At 66.1% G+C, this 21,448-nt stretch carries 22 protein-coding genes; 1 reads left to right on the forward strand and 21 read right to left on the reverse strand.

Features of this window, described 5'->3' with window-relative positions:
* Positions 1–20 precede the first annotated feature (20 nt).
* Entirely contained in the window at positions 21–197 is a 177-nt protein-coding gene (locus AC4ELH_RS24960; RefSeq protein ID WP_448445507.1) for a hypothetical protein, read from the forward strand.
* Here the strand turns inward: AC4ELH_RS24960 and AC4ELH_RS24965 are convergent.
* From AC4ELH_RS24965 to AC4ELH_RS25065, 21 genes are read right to left on the reverse strand one after another with little or no spacing between them, the layout of a single operon-like run.
* Complete coding sequence (locus tag AC4ELH_RS24965) at positions 158–1,369, reverse strand: MlaD family protein (RefSeq protein ID WP_064883833.1); 1,212 nt, start codon at positions 1,367–1,369, stop codon at positions 158–160. The two genes, AC4ELH_RS24960 and AC4ELH_RS24965, sit on opposite strands and share 40 nt — an antisense overlap.
* Positions 1,366–2,490 carry an MlaD family protein gene (locus AC4ELH_RS24970; protein WP_498887408.1) on the reverse strand — a complete coding sequence of 375 codons (1,125 nt, stop codon included), beginning with the start codon at positions 2,488–2,490 and terminating at the stop codon, positions 1,366–1,368. Before AC4ELH_RS24970 ends, AC4ELH_RS24965 begins: the two co-directional genes overlap by 4 nt.
* Positions 2,487–3,602, reverse strand: a complete 1,116-nt coding sequence (locus tag AC4ELH_RS24975; protein ID WP_498887410.1) for an MCE family protein — start codon at positions 3,600–3,602, stop codon at positions 2,487–2,489. Before AC4ELH_RS24975 ends, AC4ELH_RS24970 begins: the two co-directional genes overlap by 4 nt.
* A complete protein-coding gene (locus AC4ELH_RS24980) occupies positions 3,599–4,609 on the reverse strand; it encodes an MlaD family protein (protein WP_448445499.1) in 1,011 nt (336 codons plus the stop codon). The genes AC4ELH_RS24975 and AC4ELH_RS24980 overlap by 4 nt, the downstream gene beginning before the upstream one ends.
* Positions 4,602–5,687, reverse strand: a complete 1,086-nt coding sequence (locus AC4ELH_RS24985) for an MCE family protein (RefSeq protein WP_498887412.1) — start codon at positions 5,685–5,687, stop codon at positions 4,602–4,604. Before AC4ELH_RS24985 ends, AC4ELH_RS24980 begins: the two co-directional genes overlap by 8 nt.
* An 11-nt stretch (positions 5,688–5,698) precedes the next feature.
* The gene (locus AC4ELH_RS24990; protein ID WP_448445664.1) at positions 5,699–7,165 is read right to left on the reverse strand and encodes an MCE family protein; all 1,467 of its coding nucleotides are present in this window, start codon (positions 7,163–7,165) and stop codon (positions 5,699–5,701) included.
* Positions 7,166–7,176: 11 nt separating this feature from the next.
* The gene (locus tag AC4ELH_RS24995; RefSeq protein WP_498887414.1) at positions 7,177–7,989 is read right to left on the reverse strand and encodes an MlaE family ABC transporter permease; all 813 of its coding nucleotides are present in this window, start codon (positions 7,987–7,989) and stop codon (positions 7,177–7,179) included.
* A 1-nt stretch (position 7,990) separates the two neighbouring features.
* Positions 7,991–8,827: an MlaE family ABC transporter permease gene (locus AC4ELH_RS25000; RefSeq protein WP_498887417.1), complete on the reverse strand. Its 837-nt coding sequence runs from the start codon at positions 8,825–8,827 to the stop codon at positions 7,991–7,993.
* Complete coding sequence (locus AC4ELH_RS25005; protein ID WP_498887419.1) at positions 8,824–10,419, reverse strand: fatty acyl-AMP ligase; 1,596 nt, start codon at positions 10,417–10,419, stop codon at positions 8,824–8,826. The genes AC4ELH_RS25000 and AC4ELH_RS25005 overlap by 4 nt, the downstream gene beginning before the upstream one ends.
* Positions 10,416–10,700: an acyl carrier protein gene (locus tag AC4ELH_RS25010; protein WP_498887420.1), complete on the reverse strand. Its 285-nt coding sequence runs from the start codon at positions 10,698–10,700 to the stop codon at positions 10,416–10,418. Before AC4ELH_RS25010 ends, AC4ELH_RS25005 begins: the two co-directional genes overlap by 4 nt.
* A 12-nt stretch (positions 10,701–10,712) precedes the next feature.
* Complete coding sequence (locus AC4ELH_RS25015; protein ID WP_064958106.1) at positions 10,713–11,483, reverse strand: ABC transporter permease; 771 nt, start codon at positions 11,481–11,483, stop codon at positions 10,713–10,715.
* Complete coding sequence (locus AC4ELH_RS25020) at positions 11,480–12,427, reverse strand: ABC transporter ATP-binding protein (protein WP_498887423.1); 948 nt, start codon at positions 12,425–12,427, stop codon at positions 11,480–11,482. The genes AC4ELH_RS25015 and AC4ELH_RS25020 overlap by 4 nt, the downstream gene beginning before the upstream one ends.
* A 7-nt stretch (positions 12,428–12,434) precedes the next feature.
* Positions 12,435–13,169, reverse strand: coding sequence for a hypothetical protein (locus AC4ELH_RS25025; RefSeq protein ID WP_448445486.1), 735 nt, complete (start codon positions 13,167–13,169; stop codon positions 12,435–12,437).
* Positions 13,170–13,177: 8 nt separating this feature from the next.
* Positions 13,178–13,684 carry an Rv1443c family protein gene (locus tag AC4ELH_RS25030; RefSeq protein ID WP_448445484.1) on the reverse strand — a complete coding sequence of 169 codons (507 nt, stop codon included), beginning with the start codon at positions 13,682–13,684 and terminating at the stop codon, positions 13,178–13,180.
* A gap of 10 nt (positions 13,685–13,694) precedes the next feature.
* Complete coding sequence (locus AC4ELH_RS25035) at positions 13,695–14,327, reverse strand: hypothetical protein (protein WP_064958108.1); 633 nt, start codon at positions 14,325–14,327, stop codon at positions 13,695–13,697.
* Positions 14,324–15,826 (reverse strand): pyridoxal phosphate-dependent decarboxylase family protein, encoded by a 1,503-nt coding sequence (locus AC4ELH_RS25040; protein WP_498887426.1) that lies wholly within the window; start codon positions 15,824–15,826, stop codon positions 14,324–14,326. Before AC4ELH_RS25040 ends, AC4ELH_RS25035 begins: the two co-directional genes overlap by 4 nt.
* On the reverse strand, positions 15,823–17,148 hold the full coding sequence (locus tag AC4ELH_RS25045) for an aminotransferase class III-fold pyridoxal phosphate-dependent enzyme (RefSeq protein ID WP_498887429.1): 1,326 nt from the start codon (positions 17,146–17,148) through the stop codon (positions 15,823–15,825). The genes AC4ELH_RS25040 and AC4ELH_RS25045 overlap by 4 nt, the downstream gene beginning before the upstream one ends.
* Entirely contained in the window at positions 17,148–18,233 is a 1,086-nt protein-coding gene (locus AC4ELH_RS25050; protein WP_498887431.1) for a fatty acid desaturase family protein, read from the reverse strand. Before AC4ELH_RS25050 ends, AC4ELH_RS25045 begins: the two co-directional genes overlap by 1 nt.
* Positions 18,230–19,210 (reverse strand): SDR family NAD(P)-dependent oxidoreductase, encoded by a 981-nt coding sequence (locus tag AC4ELH_RS25055; RefSeq protein WP_498887433.1) that lies wholly within the window; start codon positions 19,208–19,210, stop codon positions 18,230–18,232. Before AC4ELH_RS25055 ends, AC4ELH_RS25050 begins: the two co-directional genes overlap by 4 nt.
* A complete protein-coding gene (locus AC4ELH_RS25060) occupies positions 19,210–20,331 on the reverse strand; it encodes an N-acetyltransferase (RefSeq protein ID WP_498887613.1) in 1,122 nt (373 codons plus the stop codon). The genes AC4ELH_RS25055 and AC4ELH_RS25060 overlap by 1 nt, the downstream gene beginning before the upstream one ends.
* 13 nt (positions 20,332–20,344) lie before the next feature.
* Positions 20,345–21,439: a hypothetical protein gene (locus AC4ELH_RS25065; protein ID WP_498887614.1), complete on the reverse strand. Its 1,095-nt coding sequence runs from the start codon at positions 21,437–21,439 to the stop codon at positions 20,345–20,347.
* Positions 21,440–21,448: the final 9 nt, after the last annotated feature.

The raw sequence follows: 21,448 nt of genomic DNA on the forward strand, positions 1-21,448 counted from the left end.
GTAATGATTACCATTTCCATATGCTCCGGTTTTCCCGCGTCCGCGACCAGCTCAAAGTCGCCGCAATGACCTGGTTCGTCCGGCTCCTGCGGTTGATCGTCGTGATCGCCGAGTGGTGGCCCGTTACGTCACCGACCAAGCCGACCCGCCCGGACGATCAGCGGGGCGGCTCGATGGGCAGCGTGGGTCCGCCGTAGGGCGTCGGGATGGTGTAGCGGCCCGGCGGCGTCGGATCGGCCGTGGTCGCCAGGTCCGCCCCCGCCGGAGGACCCGCCGTGTCGTCGCCGGCAGGCCGCGGAGCATTACGCGCACCGCGAACCAGCAGGCTCGGGTCGTCATCGTGGCAGTACGTGTACAGATTCGGCTCCGGATAGTCGGCGGCCGAGGGAGGCCGACGGGGCGTTCCGTAATCACAGGCGTAACGCGGATAGATGTCGGCGGTCACCCACAGTCCGTGTTCGTGCATCGTGCTGATGAAGGCCTCCAGCGCGGAACCCCGATAGTCGGGGAAGAGCGCATCGAGGGCCGGAACCCGGACATAGGACAGCCGCGCCACCGTGGCCAGATTTCCCAGCAACTGCACCATGGTGTCCGAGTTGTCGGTGAACAGACCGTCGATCGCGCCCAGCGTCGCCGGGGACCCACCGAGGAGCTCCCGGTAGCCGTCCTGCATCCCGGCGACTCCGGCCATCGTGTGGCGCAGATTGGTTGCCGTGGCGGCGATCCCGCTGTTGACATCCACCGCCGAAGACAGCACGACCCGGCTGCTGCGGATGATGTCCACCGTTTCGGGCAGCACCGAATCCAGCGTCGACAGCAGGAACATGCCGCCGTCGACGATCGCAGAGAGTTTCTCCGGCCCGGCGCCGCTCACGCTCAGCTCGGCCTTGACCCGCTCCAGCTTCTGCGGATCCACCTGCGCCAGAACCCCGTCCGCATGGGCCAGCAGCTCGGCCATCGGGACCGGCACGGCGGTGCGGGCGCGGGAGATCACCGCGCCGTCTGCCAAATACGGCCCGTCCTCGGATGTCGCGGCGAAGTCGACGTACTGTTCGCCGGCCGCCGACAGCGCCGAGACCCGGACCGAGCTCGATGCCGGTATCTGCACATCGTCGGCAACGCGCAGGACCGCCTCGACACCGTCCGGGGTGAACGCGAGGTGCTCGACCTTCCCCACCCGCACTCCGCGCATCGTCACATCCTGGTTGGGCAACAGCCCCCCGGACTCCGAAAGTTGAACCGTCACCTGGTATGTCGCGCCCAGTGGCCGTACCTGCAGCACGCCGGTCATCAGGTAATAGACCGACACGACGAGCGTGAGCGCCAGCGCCGTCAGAGCCGCCCAGGCACTACGCCGGGTTCCGCTCACGGTTGAGGTCCTCGACCGACCACCCGCTCCTGCAACCGCCAGAGCACGAATTTCAGGGATCCGACGAGCTGGTGCCAATCGGCCCGTTTGGGTCCGTGGAATCCGGGATCCCCCGAGAACCCGGCGTCCGGGATGGATCCGAGGACGAGCCGGTCGATCCCGGCCGCGCCCGCCATCGACGTACCCGCGGTCATCTTGACGAACGGCGCGTACAGCCGGTTCAGTGAGGCCAGGCTGGTTTGCGGGTCCACGACGACGTCGTTGAATGCGCGCGCGATCGCGTCCGCGTCGGCGATCACGCTGCGGCCGCTGGTGTCCGTTCCCGCGATGGACGGGAACTTGGCCAGGTTCTGCGAGATGTCACCGAGGGTGAGGACGAGGTCGGTCACCTGGCCGGTGTTGTCGGCCAGTGTCTCGGTGGCCGGCGCCGCGGCCTGCAGGAGATCGCTGACTTCTTGATTCTTGGTCTGCAGCAGCTCGGCCAGTCGTGTCGTCTCGGTCATCGCGGAATCGAGTTGTGCCGAGCGGGCATTCACTGTGCCGAGTAGTCGGTTCGACTTGGCCACCAGGTCGCCGAAGGCCCGCCCGTCAGGCCCGGCGGCCTTGCCCATGCCGTTGACGATGTTGGTCAGGTTGTGGACGGCACCCCCGTTGACGAGGACCGCCGCCGAGCTCAGCACCGACTCGACCGTCGCCGCGGCCGTGGTGGAGTCGAGGCCGATGCGATCACCGTCTCGCAGCGGACTCGTCCCGGCCGTGGCTGTACGGGGCGGAATTATCGAGACGAACACATCGCCCAGCGGTGTGGCCGAGCGGAGTTCTGCTGTGCTGCCCACCGGTAGCTGAACATCGTCGCTGATCCGCAAGGTGGTCACCGCGGTGAAGTCGCGGGCGGTCATGTCCTCGACCTGACCGATGTCGGCACCGGCGAGCTTGACCTTGGCGTGCTCGGGCAGATTGAGCGCGTTGGTGAACACCACGGTCAGCCGGTAACCGCCGGATCCGAGACCCGGGGCGGGCAATGGCAGGTCGGCCAGACCGTTCGTGGCGCACCCCGCGGTCAGTAGCACGGCCGACAGCAGCCCCAGCGTTCGGCGCAGATATCCCTGTAGCACAATCATTTCTGCCCCATCGCCGCGAGGCCGTCGAGCATGTTGGTCAGCCCGAAATCGGGGCCGTAGTCCTGCAGGGTGCCGGTGCTGCACCCGAGCTGGCGCAGACCCATCATGTTGCAGACCTCCTTGGCCATCTGGCCGTCGAACACCATGCGGTCGGCCAGGAAGTGGGCGCGGATCGCACCGTTGCGCTGGTCGATCGCGTTGTAGAGGTTGTCGGCCATCAGGGGAAGCACGTCGAAGAACTCCGCGAGTTCGCGCTGGCGGTCATTCAGTGTCTGCATGCTGGTGTCGCCATTGGCGATTCCCTGCTTGATCAGGTCGCGATTTGCCGTCAGGATCTGTCCGGTCTGCTCGACGACATCGTTGAGTTGCTTGCCGGTGGTGCCCGAACCGAAGTCTTCCGCTGCCAGGATCTCGCTGAGTTGGCGTACCACGGAACCGAATTCACGTAGCTTCGCGTCGTTGCCCGCCGCGGCATCAAGCAGGGAACTGAGGTTGGTGATGATGGTGGTCACCTGTTGGCGGGTGCGGGTTCCGCCGTAGGAACTCAACCGCAGTGCACGCGACAGTTCGTCCAAGGCCCCGCGGATCTGGTCACCGTTCCCGGCGATCACTCCGTCACCCGCGTTCTGCAGGTCGGCCACGGGCCCGCCTCCTGCCCCGTCGCCCCGCAACGATGTCGCCAGCTTGTCGAGCATCCCGAGCACCCGGTCGAATTCCACCGGGGTCTTCGTGCGATGCAAGCCGATGGTGTCGCCATCGCGCAACGTGGTTCCCCCGCGGTACGGGGGTGACAGCTCGATCTGGCGGTCGGTGAGAATCGAGGTGGACAGGGTCACCGCCTCGACGTCCGCCGGTATCGCGACCGTCTCGTCGACGGTGAAGGCGACCTCGGCATAGCTGCCCTTCGGCGTCACCCTGGTGACCTCACCTACCGGAATTCCCAGTACCGCCACCACGTTTCCCACATAGAGGCCGGCCGCGCTGTCGAACTGCGCGGTGACGGTGATGCTGCGGTTGCGGTGGCCGAACAGGTGCCAGCCCACTGCGGCGGCGATCACCAACACGGTGATCGTCGCGGCGGCCTGCACCAGGCGCTTGTGTCTGCCGATCATTTGCAGTCCTTGAGGTATGGGATCATCCCGAACTGTTCGGCCCGGCCGCTGATGGCGCACATCCAGGAATCGATGAGGGCACCGGCCGGGGCGTTGGTCTCGATGGCGTTGCCGAAGCCGGTGGCATTCGCGATCTGGCGGATCGGAACCGGTGCGATCTGCAACAGGTTTCGGAAAAGGGCATCCTGCTGCGCGAATTTCTCACTCAGCTGTTGCATCGTCGACAGCACATCGTCGACCGCGGCGCGGTCGTGCACGGCAATGGTGTGCAGTGAGTTCAACACGGACCGAAGAGACTGCATCAGGGCGTGGAATGCTGCCGACCGCGCCACGAAGTCGCCCACCAGTTCCTGCCCCTGCCGAACGAAGTTGCCGATCTCGGACTGCTGCCGTCGCAGCATGCTGGTGACGTGTTCGGTGTTGGTCAGAAGACTGCCCAGCTGGTCGCGTCGTTGCGCGATCACCGATGAGAGGGCGCGCACGTTGTCCATCGCCTGGGGCACCACCGAAGGCAATCCGTCCAGTTGCCGGCTCAGCACATCGAGGGACTCAGCGATGCGATCCGCGTCGACTTGCTCGAAGGTTCTGGTCGAATCAGCAAGGGCGGCTTGTAGATCGTAGGGAACCTCGGTGTGGGCCAGATCGATGGTTCGGTCCGCGGGCACCCCGTCCCCACCCGGCCGCAGGTCCAGATAACGAGACCCGAACAGCGTGGTCACCTTGATCGCAGCGCGGGTGTCGCGGCCCACCGGAACGTCGTCGCGGACGCGGATCTCGGCCTCGACGTGGTCCCCGGCGAGGCGCACGGCGGCGACTGTGCCCACCGGGATGCCCGCGACCGCCACGATGTCGTCGGGGCGCAACGCCGCCGCCTGAAGGAATTTCGCTGTATAGCGCTGATACCCGATGCCGGCCTCCTTGACCAGCAGCATCGCCGCGATCAGGCCCCCCACCGTGAGCACGGCCAGCAATCCGAGCCAGGCCTTCCTGGACACCTGGTCAGCCATTGGCCATGCTCCTGCACTTGGGAGTGTGCTTGGCGGTGCCGCCCGGTGTCGCAGCATCGACGATGATCGGCACGACGTCGTTGAGCCCCGGGAAGAATCCGTAGGCATTGACGTCACACGCATAGGCGTTCATGTAGGCCCCCTCGCCGAACACCCGTGACAGTCCCTTCAACAGCAGCGGCGTGTTGAGCCCCGTGTAGGCGATCTGCGGTTCGATGTCGAGCATGTGGCGGGTGTAGCCGGGCTCGCGGTTGAGCATGCCCCGGATGGTCGGTTGCACGTCTTGCGCGATCCGCGACAGATTGCCGGCCGCCGCCGTCGTAGCGCCCAGGGACGACACCAGGGGTTCGCGGCGGTCGTCGAAGGCTGCCACCGCATTCCGCGCCGCAGTGATGGTGCGTTCGAATTGGTCGTTCTGACCGGACAAATTACCCACAACACCGTCCATCCCGGCGATCACGCGATCCAGGGCCCGGTCTTCGCCTACGAAAGTCTCAGTGAGAACCGATGTCTGGTCGACCAACCGCGTAATCGCGGCGGTGTCTCCCTGCAACGATCCGACGACTGCGTTGGTCAGGTTGTTCACCTGGTCGGGGTCCAGCACGGCGAACAGGGGCTCATAGCCGTTGAGCAGGGTGCCGATGTCGAAGGACGGCTCGGTGCGATCGACCCCGATCACCGCTCCGCCCGGGAGCCCGATGACCGGACCTTCACGACCGCGGTCCAACGCGAGATACCGCTGCCCGACGATGTTCTGGTAGTTGACCGATGCGACGGTACCTGTGGTGAGCCCGTGGCCGTCCTGCACGATGAACGACACCTTCGCCAGGGTTCCCTGCAACTCGATCGCCTGTACGCGGCCGACCCGGACACCGGCCACGCGCACGTCGTCGCCCTCACGCAATCCGAAGACGTCGGTGAACACCGCCGAGTAGGACGAGGCCGGTCCGCTGACGTCGCGCCGCAGCGTGACATAGACCAGCCACGTCAACACGGTGGCCACCACCAGGAACAGGCACAGCCCCAGCAGCGGCCCACGGCGTCGTACCGACTCGCCGCTCAAGGCAAAACTGGACATCGAATGTTCTCCTACGGCTTGGGTTCGGCTGCGGTCTGGGTTCGCGTGACGACCGTTCCCCGCGCGAGGGGACCGAGGATGAGTTGCGTGGCCACCGTGGCGGGCTCGCCGGTGATCTCGCCCAACCGGTCGCGCTCGAGACCGCTGCCGACCGGGCCGACGTTGCCGCCGAACGAGGCGGGTGCCGCACTACCGGGCACCGGCGGTGCCGGAGAGATACCCGGAGGGAGAGGCGGAAATGGATCCACCGGCGGTGCCTGTGGGGCCAACAGCGGTGGTCCCACCGCGACCAGGTTGCCGTTCTCCCCGATGGCGGTGCCCGGCGGCGGCGCCAGATCCGGTGGCGGCCGATAATTCTGCGGCAGCAGGACTTCGGGGAGATCGGCGCGCACGGGCACCTCGGGGGCGGTGAGGCAGCTCGGCCCCACCAACGCTCCGTATCGCGGACAGTCGGCGCGGGTATAGGTGTAGGACGGCGTGAATGACAGGTTCACCCGTCCACGGGCGGTGTCGAGTTCGGAATCCCAGACCTCCGCAAAGAAAGTGTCGGAGAACCTGGTCATCCGCTGACTGATCGGCACGAAATGCTGGGCATTCTGCGCCAGAACACCGAGCACCGGCGTCAAATCGGTGGTGATGTGGACCAGCCGGTCGGTCTGATTGTCCAGTGACTTCACGGTGGTATCGGTGGTGTGCGCAGCCGCCGCCAGGAAATCTTTGAGACTACGGCGTTGCTCGACGAGGGTCTGCATCGGCCCGACCGCCTCGTGCAGCGCCTCGACGAGGTCGGGAGCCGTTGCCGACAGACCGCGAGCCGCGGCGGACAGCGCCGAAATCGTCGACGGCCCTTCATCTGTGGCGACGACGGCATTCAGCTCGTCGATCAGACGATTGAGTTCGGCAGCCGATGTCAGCAGTTCGCCACGGCGGTTGTTGGTGGCCGCCCCCACAGCGGCGAGAACACCGATGGTGTGGTCCTCACGTCCGCGCCCCGCTGCCGCAAGGATGTCGTGCAGTTTGGTGATGGTGGTCTGGAACAGCACTGTCGGCAGCGCGGTGTCCTCGGCGATCTGCCCGCCATCGTGGATCGGTCCCGACGCGCCGCTCGCCGTCTCGACCAGCTGCAGTGACGACACGGCGAAGGCGTTGCTCGGCACCACCCGCGCCGCCACGCCGGCCGGAATGCCCTGCGCATAGGTCGGATCCAGCCGGATGAAAACTTGGTTGGGCCGTTCGCCGGTCCCGGGCGTGACGCTTTCCACTGCCCCCACGAGGACGCCGCGGAACTTCACATCCGCTCGGGCCGGCAGGCCGTCGCCGATGTGACGCAGTTCAGCCACCACGTGCACGTTGCGGTCGAACAGCCCGGTCGATTTCACCAGCAACACCGACGCCACCACCCCGACGACGACGAGCGCCGCCGTGCCACGCCGGATCAACTGCCTGCCGGTGAGGTGGTTTCCGTCCAGATCCACCATGATCGCCACGGTCAACCACCCAGCCTTGCACCGGAATTCACGCTCCACAGCGCCATCGTCAGCAGCATGTTGACGATGATCACCACCGTGATGCTCGCCCGCATGGCATGCCCAGCCGCGATACCGACCCCCTCTGGGCCGCCGCCGGCACAGAAGCCGTAGTAGCACTGCACCGTTGCCGCGATCCAGACGAACACAACAGCCTTCACGACGGAGTACACGATGTCGGGTCCGCTGATCAGCAAGGTGAAGTAGTGCAGGTAGGGTCCGAGCGATCCGCCGCTGATGAGGCCCACCATGATCTGGCACGACAGGTAGCAGATACCCAGGCACGCCGCGTACAGCGGAATGATCGCGACCACCGACGCCAGCAGCCGGGTGGTGACGAGGTACGGGATCGGCCTGATCGCAAGCGAGTTCATCGCGTCGATCTCTTCGGAGATCCGCATCGAGCCGATCTGTGTGGTGAACCTGCAGCCCGCCTGAACCGCGAACGCCAGGGCCGCCATGATCGGGGCTAGTTCCCTGGTCGTGACCAGCGACGAGATGATCCCGGTCGCCGGACCGAGTCCGAGCAGGTTCAGAAAGTCGTACCCCTCGACCGCGATCAGGGCCCCGGTGGTGATGCCGAGGACGAGGATCACTCCGGCGGTGCCGCCGCCCACCACGATGGAACCGTTGCCCCAGGTGACGTCGGAGACCAACCGGAGAAACTCGCGCCGATACCGGCGCAGAGCCAGCGGCGCGCCATTGAGAGCGTGGGCGGAGAACGCGACGAAGTGGCCGAACCGCGCCACCGGCCTCGTCATCACGGGCTGGGTCATCTCACAATCCCGTCCGTGGGAAGAGCATGGTGTAGAGCTGGCTCACCGCGACGTTGACCGTCATCAACACCAGAACCGATTCCACGACGGCCGCGTTGACGGCGTTGGCCACGCCGGCCGGGCCCTGACTGGCGGCGAGCCCCTTCTGGCAGGACACCACCGCGACGATCGCGCCGTACACCGCCGACTTGAACAACGCGAGCAGCATGTCTCCCGTGGTGGCGAACGACGCGAACGTGGCGATGAAACTGCCTGGTGCACCGCCCTGTACGTAGACGTTGAACAGGTAGCTCGACAGAAAGCCGACGAAGCACACCACCCCGGTCAGCGCGACGCCGATCACGATCGCGGCTGCGAAGCGGGGCACGACCAGCCTGCGGACCACGGAAACGCCCATCACCTCCATCGCGGCCGTCTCCTCGCGCATGGTCCGGCAACCCAGATCCGCTGTCATCGCGGCCCCCACCGCCGCTGCCAGCAGCAGCGCGGCGACCAACGAGGCGGCCTGCCGAACGACGGCCAGTCCGCTGGCCGCGCCGGCGAGCGAGGTCGCGCCGACCTGACCTGCCAACAGCGCGAACTGGATTGACAAGGTGACCCCGATCGGCAGCGCCACCAGGATCGTCGGCATGACGGCTGCGCCGGCCATGAACGCCGCCTGCCGAACGAACTCGGCCCACTGAAATCGCCCGGTCACCAGGTCGGTGACGCAGAACCGGATCGTCACCAACCCGAGTACCACCTGCTCGCCGACGGTGGCCATCGCGGCTACCGGATGACGCCGCAGGTACCCCGCACCCACCTGGACAACACGGGAACTGGTGTCCCGCACTGTCATCTGGCCAGCCGCGCAGTGGTCTCCAACCGACGCAACTTGCCCGACGACGTCTTCGGCAGCCACCCGGTCGGGACGACGTGCACTTCCCGCGGGCTGATCCCGAGTTGCCGATAGATCCGATCGGCGATCTCGCCACGGATCCGCGCGGTCTCGGCGCTGTCGGAGTGCAGGGCCGACTCGGCCACCATCGAGAAGCCCTCACCGGCCGCCGCGGTGGAAAGTCGGACCGCGGCAACGCCTCCCGAGCGCACCCCGCGCACCCCGGCCACGCTTCGTTCGATGTCCTCGGGATGGACGTTGCGGCCGGAGATGATCAAAATGTCCTTCTTGCGGCCGCAGATCACCGGTTGTCCGTCATCGGTCACGTAACCGATGTCCCCGGTGCGGAACCATCCGTGGGAATCGGTGGCGGCCTCGATGCCGTCGGCGGTGCGGTATCCGCGGGTCACATTGTCGCCGCGGATCTCCAATTCGCCGATCGCAGGCGATTCCACCACCGAACCGTCCTCACCCACCACGCGGATCTCACAGCCCGGCAGCGGCGGTCCGAGCGCCACCCGTTGCCCGCAAACCCGGTACTCGTCGCCCGGGCGGACGAACGACACCCCCAGCGTCGCCTCGGCCATCCCATAGGCCGGCACGATGGCGTGCTCGCGCAAGCCGAAGCGGGCCGCAGCGGTGGTCAACCGGTCGAGGGTCGCCACATCGATTGCCTCGGCGCCACTGAGCGCAAACCGCAACGTCGACAGATCGTAAGCACCGTCGGCAGCCTTCCCGAGCCGCCGGGCGAGCACGGAGTAGGCGAAATTGGGTGCGGCCGTCATGGTCCCGCCATACCTGGTGATCAGCTCGGCCCACAGCAGCGGATCGCCGAGAAAGTCGACCGGGGTGACCTTGACGGTGTCGATGCCCAGACACATCGGTGTGATCAGAAAGCCCATCATTCCCATGTCGTGAAAGAGCGGCAGCCAGCTCACCACGACATCGGCTTCGGCGTCGGCGGCTGAAGCTGCGGCCATCCCGACCAGGTTGGCCTCGATGTTGCGGTAGCTGATGGCGACGGCCTTGGGACGGCCGGTCGATCCGGAGGTCAACTGCTGGAAGGCGATCGCATCCTCGTCCGAGTCCTCGATGCGCCCCGGGGGTCCGTCGAGCACATCGGGCAGCAACACAGTACGCACCCCGGCGGCGGACAGCGCCTGGGCGGCCGAAAGGAACGGGCTGCCGACCACCACGGTGGAGGCGCCGATCGCCGACAGCGTCGGCTTCAAGTCGGCCGCCCACTCCGCGATCTCGGTGCGGTGGGTCGGATGATGCAGCATCGTCACGGCAGCACCGGACATCCAGATGCCCTGCACCAGCGGGGCGATCTCGCCTGGCGCGCCGGCCAATACGGCCACGGCGTCCCCGGGGAGCACCCCGGCGCGCTGCAGCCCTCCGGCGATGTTGCAGCCGGTCTGATGCACCTGCGCCCAGGTTGCCGTCGTCAGCTGGTCGAGCCGAGATCGTCCGTCGGCGTCGACCGGTGCCGTGGTGAGGCCCCGGGAAGTGACCGCGGCCCCGATCTGCAGTCTGGACAGGACGGAGTTCACGGCTGTCCCGGCGGGTTGCCCGCCGCGCTCATCGCACCGGAGCCGGCGAGCCTGCGGTTCTCCACCAGCTCGACGAGGGCGCCGACGGTCTTGCACTCGAACACATCGTCCTTGTCGAGCACGACACCGAATCGGTTCTTGATCTCGAAAACCCCGAGTGCGAAGGACAACGAGTCGAACCCGAGATCTCCGACGAGCTCGGAGAAATCGTTGACTTCTTCGGCGGGCAGTTCGAGTTCGTCGGTGATGAACTCGATGAGGAATTCGCGTACTTCTGACACGGCCTGGCTACCTTACTTTCCGATCTTGCGGCGAATCACCATGTGAATGGGTATTTGAAGGAGGGCGAACATGCCAACGGCGACAAGGCATCCCGTGACGACGGTGCCGACATCGAACTCGCCGTACATGATGGTCGACGCGGCCGCCACAATGTGGGAGAACGGGTTGAGGTTGATACTGAACCGCAGCCAGTCCGACAGGAACACCGAGGGCATGAGGGCCTGGCTGATGAACAACACCGGCAGCGCCAGCGGCAGCATCGCCACCGGCGCCTGCGGGTTGAGTGTGCGCAGCGCCACCAGGTAGAACAACGAGCTGTAGGCCGCCGACCACAGGAACATCAGCACGACAAGCAGTGCGCCGGTGAGGATCCCGGCCCGCAGCGGGGCATCGAGCAGGGCCAGCAGGGTGATCACGATGACCGCCGCGGGCAGGATCCGGAACATCTCGAAACCGAACTTGGCCGCCATGATCTGGCCGGTCGACACTCCGTAGAGACGGAGTCGATCGGTGAAACCGGACCGAATTTCGTCGATCAGGGTGCCCGCGCCGTAGCCCGCCCCGAGCATCGGGATCAGCATGATGAGGCCGGGCGCGATGTAGGCGGTGTAGGACGACAGCGGAAACCCGGGCAGATCGGCGACCCGCTGGAACATCGAGCGCACGAAGATCACCAGGACCACCGGAAAGACGATCGGGAAGATGAACCCGAAGACCGGCTGCCGCAGGCCCACCACGACATAGCGGCGGAACAGTCGCAGCGTGTTGGACAACGATTTCATCGGGTGGCCTCCAGAAACGCGTCGCGCAGCGAGGTCGACCGCACTTCGATGTCGGCCTCGCCCAGTCCGATTCGTTCCAATGCGGCGCTGAGCTTGCCGAGCGCCGAAGCCGACGCCGAGTCGAGTGCGGTCGTCAGCCCGGTGTCCGTGGTGCGTTCGACCGCATAGCCGGTGGCGGCCAATGCCCGCACCGAGTCCTCGGGTATCGCCGCCTCCGACGAGATGGCCGCGACGAATCCGTGGCTTCTGGTGAATTCCTGGGTCGATCCGGATGCGACCAATGTGCCGTCCTTGATGATTCCGACTTCGTCGGCCAGTGAGACCGCCTCGTCCATGTCGTGGGTGGTCAGCACGACCGTGCGGCCTTGCGAGCGCAGGGATCGGATGGCGTTCCACACCTCTTGCTTGCCCTCGATGTCGAGGCCGCTGGACGGCTCGTCGAGGAACAGCATCTTCGGGTCGTGTGCCACTGCCAGTGCCACGTCGACCCGGCGGCGCATACCACCCGACAGGGCGCCGACCTTGCGGGTGAGGTACTTGCCGAGGCCGAATTGCTCGACCAGCTCATCTTCCCGTTGCTGCCGTTGGCCTTTCGGCCAGCCGGCCATCGCCAGGCTCATCCGGATCTGCTCGACCGGCGACATCCAGAGGTCGAGCGCCACCTCCTGCAGTGCCACGCCGATCAGCGGCCGGAGCGCATCGGTGTCGGCCACCGGGATACCCAGCACCTCCAGCCGGCCGCTCGTCGGTGCGAGCAGCGTCGTGGCCATGCGGATGGTCGTGGTCTTGCCCGCGCCGTTCCGTCCGAGCAGGCAGTAGACCACCCCGCGGGGCACGGTCAGACTGAGCCCGGCGACCGCACTGGTCGCGGCACCCGGATACGACTTGGTGACGTCGTCGGCGAGCAACGCCGGCGACGAATCGTCTTGGTTGTCTTCAGGCATGGGTCGTTCAATCTCCGACTCTGGGAAGGACGTGGCGTTCCAGCTCTTCGGTCAGGTGGATCCCCTGCGCGGTGAGGTCCACGTCGAGGGCGGTGTAGAGCGGAAAGCTGCCGCCCTTGGGCGTCTCGTTGACCTGATGGATGGTCCCGGTGCTCACACCTGTCACGTTGAGATCGACCACGGTCCGGACCAGTTCGACAGGCTTGCCACGCCAGGTGGCTTTCCGGGTTCCCTCCGAACGCACGCTGCCGGTAACCGTGGCGCCGCCACCGCACGAGCCGGTGAGCTCACGGGGTTCACCGGCGTCTCCCAGGTCGATTCCACCGTCCACCGCGCATTGCAGCGAGACGCGGGAATCGAGCGGGTTGACGATCGTGATCGCGTCGAGCGTGCCGGCTCCGTTGGCAGCCTTCGACACCATCCCGGTCTCGTACGGGAACCGGTCGCCGGTGTAGTACTGCTCGACCTGCAACTCGTCGCGTCGCGGGCCGGGACCGATGGTCAGCACCCCGGAGGTGGGCAGCGACGTGGTCTCGTCGAGGTAGGTCACCGAACCCGAAATCTCCAGTGGATAGGTCCCGAAGGGCGAATCGGGGCGCGGTTCGGCGGCCGGTTCGCCCGCGGCATCGGGATACTTCAGCAAGGCGTAGGCGTGGCCAACGGGCCGCCCGGCCTCTTCGTTCACCGAGGCACACCCGGCCAACAGGCCGGACCCGAGCACACAGGCACCGGCAGCCGTCACGAATCTGTTCACCGGGCTGCGCCCGCCCCGGCGAGCGTCCGGTTCAACCTGCGATGCCGGTGGCCGAAGAACGCAGACAGCACCCGGCTCATCACCTTGCCCCAACCCGGGATCAGACCCATCGGGGCCTGCGGCGCGAGAGTGATCTCGTCGGTGACGATCGTCTTGTTCCCCGCGGGCTCGAGGGTCCGGTGATGCACCCAGATGCGCATCCCGGTCATGATCGACTCTTCACGGAACATCCGGCCCGAATCGATCCTGGCGATCGTGATGTCGTCGAACCCGAACGGCACGATGCCGAACAGCAGCAGAAAGCTCTTGCCGATACGGGTGCCCGGCGTGACGTCGGCGATCGAGCGCCCCCTGAACTGACGCGGCATCGTCATCTTGAGATAGGGGCCCATCTCATCGTTGATGCCCTCCTGGGTGGTGACGCGCTCCCACACCTGATCCACGGGGCAGTCGATCTCGCTGACCTTGCGGAAGACGTGTTCTTGCGTGTGAATGGATCGCATGTCGGTTCCTCTAATTGCTTGACGGGGAAAGGTCTCTGGCGGCATCCGCGACGAACGAACCGCTGATGTCGACGACGGCCGGAACGCTGTCGGCTCCGATGTAGTCGGGCATGATCTCGCCGATCTGGTGGATGCGTGTCGGCAACAGCTGGCTGTACCACTCGAACAGCGGCACCACGAGCGCCACCGTGACGTAGTCGACACCGTCGGCTGCCAGTCCGCCGAAGAACGCCTGCCAGATCTGCTCGATCATGCCGACCCTTCGGTGCTTCTTGCGTACTCCCTGGGTGGCCAACTCGGCGATCCGTTCGGGTGCGATGTCTTCGAAGAACGAATTCCACTGCGGGTACAGGATGTTGCGACCGTCGCGCAGCGTGCTGAAGCTGTCCAATCCGAGTGCGGCATCCACCCGCAGCCCCCGCAGCACTGCGACCGGTTCGTTCCCGGCGTCCTCGCTGAACCCCACGAAGATCTCCGACGACCGCTCCCACGGCCGGTAGTGCACCATCTCGCCGGCCTCGATGTCCGACTCGCTCGCGTAGTCGTTCTCCAGCCCGAAGATGCGATATTCCACGCTCTTCGCCCAGTTGAATCTCGCGTCGCCCGGACGTACCCGGTCGACGCGAAGCAGACTCGTAGTCATGCGTTGGTGAATTCCCTTCTGCGGGATCGCAAGATGCGGTCGCCCTCCATGGCGATGGCAGCTATCACGTCGGCGGCCGTCTGTTGACCGACGAGGGGGTTGACGAAAGTCAGCTTGAGCGCCTGGGTGCCACCCGCGGTGGAGCGGCCGATCACCGCACGGCCAGACTCGGCCAGGGCGATCCGGATCTCCTGGTTCACGTCGTCACATTCGACGTCGGACAGGTCGGGATGCTGCCAGCGCACCACGACGGTGTTCGTCGCGACCGGGGCCACCAGGTCCAGCCGTGGGTGGTCCGGCACCGCGCCTGCGGCCGCAGCCGCTGCCGCGCAGGTGGCATCGATCATCTCGCCGAGCCGTTGCCTGCCGAGGGCCCGCAAGGTCACGAACACCTTCAGCGCGTCGAATCGGCGGGTCGTCTGAAGCGACTTGCCGACCAGATTGACCACATCTTCAGCCGAATCCTGCAGTGGATTCAGGTAATCGGCGTGATCGGCCAAGATGTCGAAGGAGTCGCTCCGGCGTACCAACAGCGCGCTGCAGCTGATGGCCTGGAACAACAGCTTGTGGAAGTCGACGGCAACGGAATCGGCCATCTCGATCCCGCGGAGCAGGTGACGATGAGTGTCGCTGAACGCCAGGCAACCACCCGCGCAGGCGTCGACATGGGTCCAGATGCGATGCTCGCGCGCAACGGCGATCGCCTCCGGCAGTGGGTCGATCGCACCGAAGTCCGTTGTGCCGGCTGTGAGTACCAGCGCGATGATCGGCGTGCCTGCCGTATTCGCCCGGTCGATGCAGTCGACGAGTCCGTCGACGCGCATCCGTCCGTCCGCGTCGGTCGGTACCTCGACGACAGCTCCCGACAGTCCGAGGATTCGCAGTGCCTGCCGCACCGAAAAGTGCGTCTGAGGGGTGCACAACACGCGCCAGGAGCGCGCCTCGACCGGTAGGCCCGAGGACAGATCGGATCCGAACCGGTCGCGGGTGAACACGTCTCGGGCCATCAGCAGTGCCTGCAGGTTGGACTGGGTCCCCCCGCTCGTGAACGTGCCGTCGGCACCGTCGTCGTAGCCGAGCGTGGCGCACAGGTCACGGATGACCTTCTGTTCGACAGCGGTGGCCGCGGGTGCCTGATCGAAGGAGTCCAGCGACTGGTTGAAGGCGCTGACCAGAATCTCGGCGGCCAGCGACGACAGCGTCGGTGGGCAGTGCAGATGTGCCAGATAGCCAGGATGGGTAACGACGGCGGACCGGCCGGACAGCAAGCCTGCTGCCTCACCCAGCGCGCGTGACAGCCCGATTCCCGCCGGATTGTCGAGACTGAACTCGTCGACAGTTCTGCCTACCTCGGCATAACCGGTCACCAGCCCCGGCCGCTCTGGATCACGCAGCTCGGTCCCGGTCCAGATGGCGGCCAGGGTCAGCGCTTCGCGATACGCGCTCAGTCCGTCGGGGGTGAGAAAGTCATCCGCGAACGGGCTCGGATCGGTGGTCACTGGGCCCCCATCAAGATGTTGTCGGCCGGCCGCTGCCGCTGGACGAGCCGCACTGCGGAGTCAAATGCATTGAGCGCGTCCGACATGTCGGCTTCGTCGATGGTCAGCGGCGGCAGGAAGCGCACCACATTCCCGTACTGTCCACCGGTTTCCACGATCAGGCCGTGCTCCAGGCAGGCCAGTTGTATCTGTCGGGCCAGTTCCGGGTCCGGTGCCGCAGCACCGTGTTCCCGCGGAAGCATCGGGTCGACGATCTCGGCCGCCAGCATCAGGCCGACGCCCCGCACGTCGCCTACGATCTCGGATTGCGCTGCAACCGATTTCAACCCTTCGAGGAAGGCAGCGCCCATCGCCTGCACACGGCCGGACAAGTGGGTCTCGACAGCGAACCGGATCACCGCGCTGGCTGCGGCGAACGCCATCGCGTTGCCGCGGAACGTACCGGTGAAAGCCCCGGACTCCCACACGTCATAGCGTTCCCGGATCACCAGCACCGCGATGGGCAGTCCGGAACCGAGCCCTTTCGAGATCACCATCATGTCCGGTTCGATGTCGCAGCGTTGAAAAGCCCAGGCCGGCCCGGTCCGGAACATCCCCGCCTGCACCTCGTCGGCGATCAGCGGAACGTCCAGTCGGCTTGCCGTGTCCCGCAACGCCTTACCCCATCGGTATGGCGCGGGGATCACGCCACCCTCGCCCAGCACGAACTCCGCGAGGACAGAGGCCGGCGCGGTGACACCGGAGTGGGGCCGGGTCAGGTTCTCGACGGCCGTCACCGCGAGTTCGACGCCATCGTCCCCACCGACGCCGAACGGGCACCGGTAGTCCTGCGGATACGGCAGGAAGGTGGCCCGCGGAGCCAGCACCACAGGTTGGCTGCGCAATCCGCCGCCCGAGCTGGCCGACCGCGCAGCCCGGGTGCAACCGTGGAAGCCGCCTTGCACGCCGATGTGTTCGCGTCCGCCCGTGGCGATCTCGGAGAGCATCAGCGCTGCCTCCACCGCGCTGGCTCCGCTCGGCGAGCACAGGTGCACCCGGCCGTCACGCGCGAGTCCGGGCGGCAGGATGGACAGCAGATCCTCGACGAATCGCTCCCGGGTCGGGGTGTGAAAGTCGAGCGACTGCCACGGTTCTCCCGATTCGAGGGTCTTGGCCACGGCCTCCCGGACCACGGGATGATTCCAGCCAAGCGACATCGCCCCGGCCGCGGCCAGGCAGTCGACGTACCAGCGGCCGTCGGCGTCACGCAGACGAGATCCGGCCGCTTCGACCGGCCGGATCGGCAGCCGCCGCGAGTAGGTCGCCGCACCCGACTCCCGCATCACAACGCCCCCTCGGCCGGCCGTGACGATTTCGTACGTGGATGCGCGAGAAGCCGTCTCAGGGATGCGGTGAGTGACCGGTCCTCGGTCTGCCAGAAACCACCGTCGCGCGGGATCGCCTCGACCAGTCGGCGTCGCGCCTTCCCGAGCTGGTGATAGGGCAGCTTCGGGAAGAGGTGGTGCACGGCATGAAACCGCAGCCCCAGCGGCGCCCACAGCTCGCCGACGATCGGCATCGACGGATGGTCGATGGAATCGAGGATCTGTTCGGGAAACGTCATCCGCTCGTTGCGGCTCTCGTAGCGATGTGCCGCCAGCACCCGTACCCAGTTGACGAACAGCACCGCCGCCACGATCAAGTAGGCCTCGAGGAGACGGTTGGGTGAGTACATCCCGCCCACCAGCAGCGCCAGCATCACGGCGAGGTAGGTGAAGCAGGCGACTTCCTGCGCCAGCCAGGAGCGCGGCGTCCGGCCCTCGGGCAGTTTGCGGACGAAATCGGCGTCGATCATCAGCGCCGAGGCCCGGCTCAGGACGTAGGAGCGGATGCCGGGGACCAACCAGCTCAGCGGCGCCAACACGAGAAACCTCAGCACGAACACCAGCGGGCCGAGCAGAGCCGTGAACGGCAGCGCGATCACCCGCCAACGCGGCTCGACCGCATACGGTACGTACTCACCATCTTCGGCGGTGCCGTAAGTACGGGACCCGTGATGATCCTGGTGGAACTCGTAGGTGAATTGCGGTACCAGCAAGGGAATTCCGCACACCATGTGCCATGCCACCGAGAACCAGCGCAGTTCCTCGGGCGCATGGACGATTTCGTGGACGAACAACACAGCGCGGTAGAACGCCAGTGCGGCGATCGCCATGCAAGCGATGGCCACCGGTGAGGCCAGTCGGTCAGCGGGACACATGAAGAATGCGGTGTAGCCGACCAGAACGCACACGGAGAGGTCAACCCAGTAGATCCACTGCCGGCGGGCGGCCAGATCGGCCACCAACGACCGAGCCTCTGCCATCGAAATGCCGAGCGCATCCCTGGAACCCGTCCCGACGGGCGTCTGGCGGATATCACTGGTCATCGGGTGAACTCCGTGATCAATTCAGACGTGGACACTCGCGGAGTGCCGAGCTCACGCTCGGCCTTGCCGGAGGTGTAGTACACGTGACGGGCCATCAACTCGACGTTCTCGGGCACCAGCGCATCGTCGTGACGTGCAGTGCCGGCCAAGTCGCGCACGACGCGATTTCCGGCTCCGGCGGCTCGGAGCAGCCCCATGGGCAGGGTACGAACGCGATGGTTTCGCCCAACGGCTTCGACCAGCAACTCCGCGATCCGTCGGTAGGTCAGGTTTGCACTGGACAGGATGTACCGCTCACCGGAGGCGCCCTTCACCATGGCGGCGGTGGCTCCGATGACGAAGTCGCGGGCCGAGCAGACGGCAGTCCCGCCCGGCGGCACTCCGCGCAGCAGACCGCGTCGCGCCGCCATCAACAGCCCCTGCCACGATCGTGCCGGACCGGATGCCGGCGCGAAAACCGCTGCGGGATTGACCACCACGGCGTCGAGCCCACGTCCGACGAAATCGAGCATCACGCGCTCGCCGGTACGTTTGGTGGCGGCATAGACGTTGTCGAGCACAGAGTCCCGGACATCGAACTGCTCATCGGCCACCACGTCATCGGGTGGATAGCCGATGGCCGCGGTCGACGACACATGTACGACGCGCTGGACTCCGTTGCGGAGTGCACTCTGCGCCACATGATAGGTACCCAGCACGTTGGCGTTCCAGACTGCATGGGCCAGACGGGAATTCGGCGATGCGATACCGGCGAGGTGGTACACCTGCGAGATGCCCCGCATGGCTACGTCGACGCTGGACTCGTCGGTGACATCGGCCCGGACCACCTCGACATCACGGCCCAAACCCTCCGGTTGGGCCGCAAGGTCGTCGGGTCCGGTCATCACGGTGACCGCCTCACCATTGCCAACCAGCTCGGCGACCAGCGCACTACCCAGATACCCGGCGCCTCCCGTGACCAGGATTCGGCCGGCCATCACAGCGCCTTCTGGTAGACGCGGTGCCGTTTGTCCGGCTCGGTCTTCATCTGCGAGGCCAGGGAATTCGACCACACGTTGTCCTCGTGCACCCAGGTGGTCGCCACGGACGAATAGCCGCCACTGGTGCTGGCACGGACGATCTCGCCCGCCAGGATCCGGCCGATACCGGCCCCGAACTGGGTTTCCGCCGCACCGATGAGGACCACGACCGCAGTGTCGACGCCGCGGATCCGTCCCCCGCGCTTGGCCGCGATGCGCAGCAACATCGACGGGGTGAGTCGGCCGGATTGTCCGGCGATCTCGTTGACATCGGGCAGCATCAACAAGAAACCGACCGGTGTCCCGGCGGCCTCGACGATCCGGACGAGACGGGGGTCGATCAACGGCCGCATCTCGGAGGCCATCCCGGCGAACACCGCTTTGCTCAGCGGGACGTTCTCTGGATGGCGAGCGAAGGAATCGTTGTACAGGACCCGGAGAGTCTCCAGTTCGTTGTCGAAGTCCCCCATCCGAACGGACCGCACGGTGGCGCCCTGCGCATCCATCACCGCGTCGGCACGCCGGACCAGTCGATGTTGGACTGCGCTGCCGGCCCCGGTGTCCCATCGGTAGCAGGCGCTGTCGAATTTCTTTTGGTACCCGGCAGACTCGACGAGTCCCAGATAATGCTGCGGGTTGTAGGGCTGCATGAGGGTTGGCGGGGTGTCGTAGCCCTCGGCGAGCAGCCCCACCTCCTCCCGCGTCGAATAGCTGTAGGGTCCGATCATCTTGTCCATGCCACGGCGACGCACCCAGTTCTCCGCGGTTTCCAGCAGCGCGCCGGCCACATCGTCATCGGCCGTGCTCTCGAAATGCCCGAAGAACCCACAGTCGCCGTACCGCTTGACGTACTCGGAGTCGATGCTGGCCGAGATACGACCGACCGGCTTTTCGCCCTGGTAAGCAACGAAGTTGGCGAGCTCGACCTCCCGGTGCAGCGCGTTCTTCGTGGCGTTCATCTTCGTCCGCATGACCCGGCGCAGCATCGGCCGCCACCGGGCGTCGCCGCGATAGAGGTGCCACGGAAGGTCCACGAACCGTCTGGCGTCCGCGGGCGAGGTGACCTCACGGACGTCCAACGATGTCTTCAGGTCACTTGGCACGAACGATTCCCAGGTCGTACGCCAGTTCCGGATTGCCCTTGCTCTTCCAGAGCGCGCCGTCCATGTAGAAGTGATGCAGCACGAACATCAGCGGGACGGCGAAGATGACGGTGTCCAGCTGTCCGGCGAGGATGCCCAGCAATGCCAGACCCGCCACGTAGAGCGGAAGTGCCTTACGCGTCGACAGCCGGGCCAGCAGCAGCTTCTTCTCGCGCGGATCCTGCGAGGCCGCGAAGCGGGTGTTGTTCCGCGTCCAGTTGATCAGGTGGTACTGCAGGCTGTGGGTGGTGGTGGCGATCAGGATGAGGGCGAACAGATCCGACACCAGCAGGTAGGACAGGTTGTAGGACAGCGCGGCGATGATGAATGTGGCCACCGCCATGGGAGGCAGCGTCGTCTGCCCGTCGCGGCGCAGCCTGACCTGCTCGGCGACCGCCAAGGCGAGCAGTACCGCGGCGACCGCGTAAGCGATCACGATGAGCGCATTGGGAATCGGCGGCACCGGCACACTCAGGTTCGAAAACGGCAACTTGTGGCCGAACACCTCGTACTCCGAGAAGTGCAGCCCGTGGCTCGCCCGGTAGAGCACCGGCGCCAGGCAGGTCGCATACAGCGCGTACTTCAGCCGGTTTCGCGGTCCCTTGTACCCGTTCTTCGATGCGTAGATGTTCATGATCCCGAAGTGCTGCTTGAGGACGTGAAAGACCTGCCAGTACGCCCAGATTGCCAACAACGGCACCAGCCAGCCACCGAACCAGAGCACTCCGACGATCGTCGCGACGACGGCGAAGCTCAGCAGGTAGTGCACGCGGTACCGCGATCGCTCCCGGGGATCGAGCCACACCCGCACCGTCGTGGTCAGCACGTGCGGCAGGTCTGACAGGAGCGAAAATGCCACCGCCCCAACCAGAAATACGCCCTTGTGACTCTCCGCTGCGAACAGGATCGCCGACAGCAGTGCACCCAGCCCGAAGACGAAGTAGATGTCGACTCGGCGGCTGACGAACCAGCCCGGCTGATGTTCGCCGTCTTTCGGTCGCGGTTGACGAGTGTCCGCGGCGACACCGGCCGTCCCGATGGGCATTCCAGCGGC

The sequence above is a fragment of the Mycobacterium shunyiense genome, from assembly GCF_058270075.1.

Coding starts and splice junctions, on each gene's coding strand:
- AC4ELH_RS24960 (WP_448445507.1), top strand. CDS start 21: ATGCTCCGGTTTTCCCGCGTCCGCGACCAGCTCAAAGTCGCCGCAATG.
- AC4ELH_RS24970 (WP_498887408.1), bottom strand. CDS start 2,490: ATGATTGTGCTACAGGGATATCTGCGCCGAACGCTGGGGCTGCTGTCG.
- AC4ELH_RS24975 (WP_498887410.1), bottom strand. CDS start 3,602: ATGATCGGCAGACACAAGCGCCTGGTGCAGGCCGCCGCGACGATCACC.
- AC4ELH_RS24980 (WP_448445499.1), bottom strand. CDS start 4,609: ATGGCTGACCAGGTGTCCAGGAAGGCCTGGCTCGGATTGCTGGCCGTG.
- AC4ELH_RS24985 (WP_498887412.1), bottom strand. CDS start 5,687: ATGTCCAGTTTTGCCTTGAGCGGCGAGTCGGTACGACGCCGTGGGCCG.
- AC4ELH_RS24990 (WP_448445664.1), bottom strand. CDS start 7,165: ATGGTGGATCTGGACGGAAACCACCTCACCGGCAGGCAGTTGATCCGG.
- AC4ELH_RS24995 (WP_498887414.1), bottom strand. CDS start 7,989: ATGACCCAGCCCGTGATGACGAGGCCGGTGGCGCGGTTCGGCCACTTC.
- AC4ELH_RS25000 (WP_498887417.1), bottom strand. CDS start 8,827: ATGACAGTGCGGGACACCAGTTCCCGTGTTGTCCAGGTGGGTGCGGGG.
- AC4ELH_RS25015 (WP_064958106.1), bottom strand. CDS start 11,483: ATGAAATCGTTGTCCAACACGCTGCGACTGTTCCGCCGCTATGTCGTG.
- AC4ELH_RS25020 (WP_498887423.1), bottom strand. CDS start 12,427: ATGCCTGAAGACAACCAAGACGATTCGTCGCCGGCGTTGCTCGCCGAC.
- AC4ELH_RS25030 (WP_448445484.1), bottom strand. CDS start 13,684: ATGCGATCCATTCACACGCAAGAACACGTCTTCCGCAAGGTCAGCGAG.
- AC4ELH_RS25035 (WP_064958108.1), bottom strand. CDS start 14,327: ATGACTACGAGTCTGCTTCGCGTCGACCGGGTACGTCCGGGCGACGCG.
- AC4ELH_RS25045 (WP_498887429.1), bottom strand. CDS start 17,148: ATGCGGGAGTCGGGTGCGGCGACCTACTCGCGGCGGCTGCCGATCCGG.
- AC4ELH_RS25050 (WP_498887431.1), bottom strand. CDS start 18,233: ATGACCAGTGATATCCGCCAGACGCCCGTCGGGACGGGTTCCAGGGAT.
- AC4ELH_RS25055 (WP_498887433.1), bottom strand. CDS start 19,210: ATGGCCGGCCGAATCCTGGTCACGGGAGGCGCCGGGTATCTGGGTAGT.
- AC4ELH_RS25065 (WP_498887614.1), bottom strand. CDS start 21,439: ATGCCCATCGGGACGGCCGGTGTCGCCGCGGACACTCGTCAACCGCGA.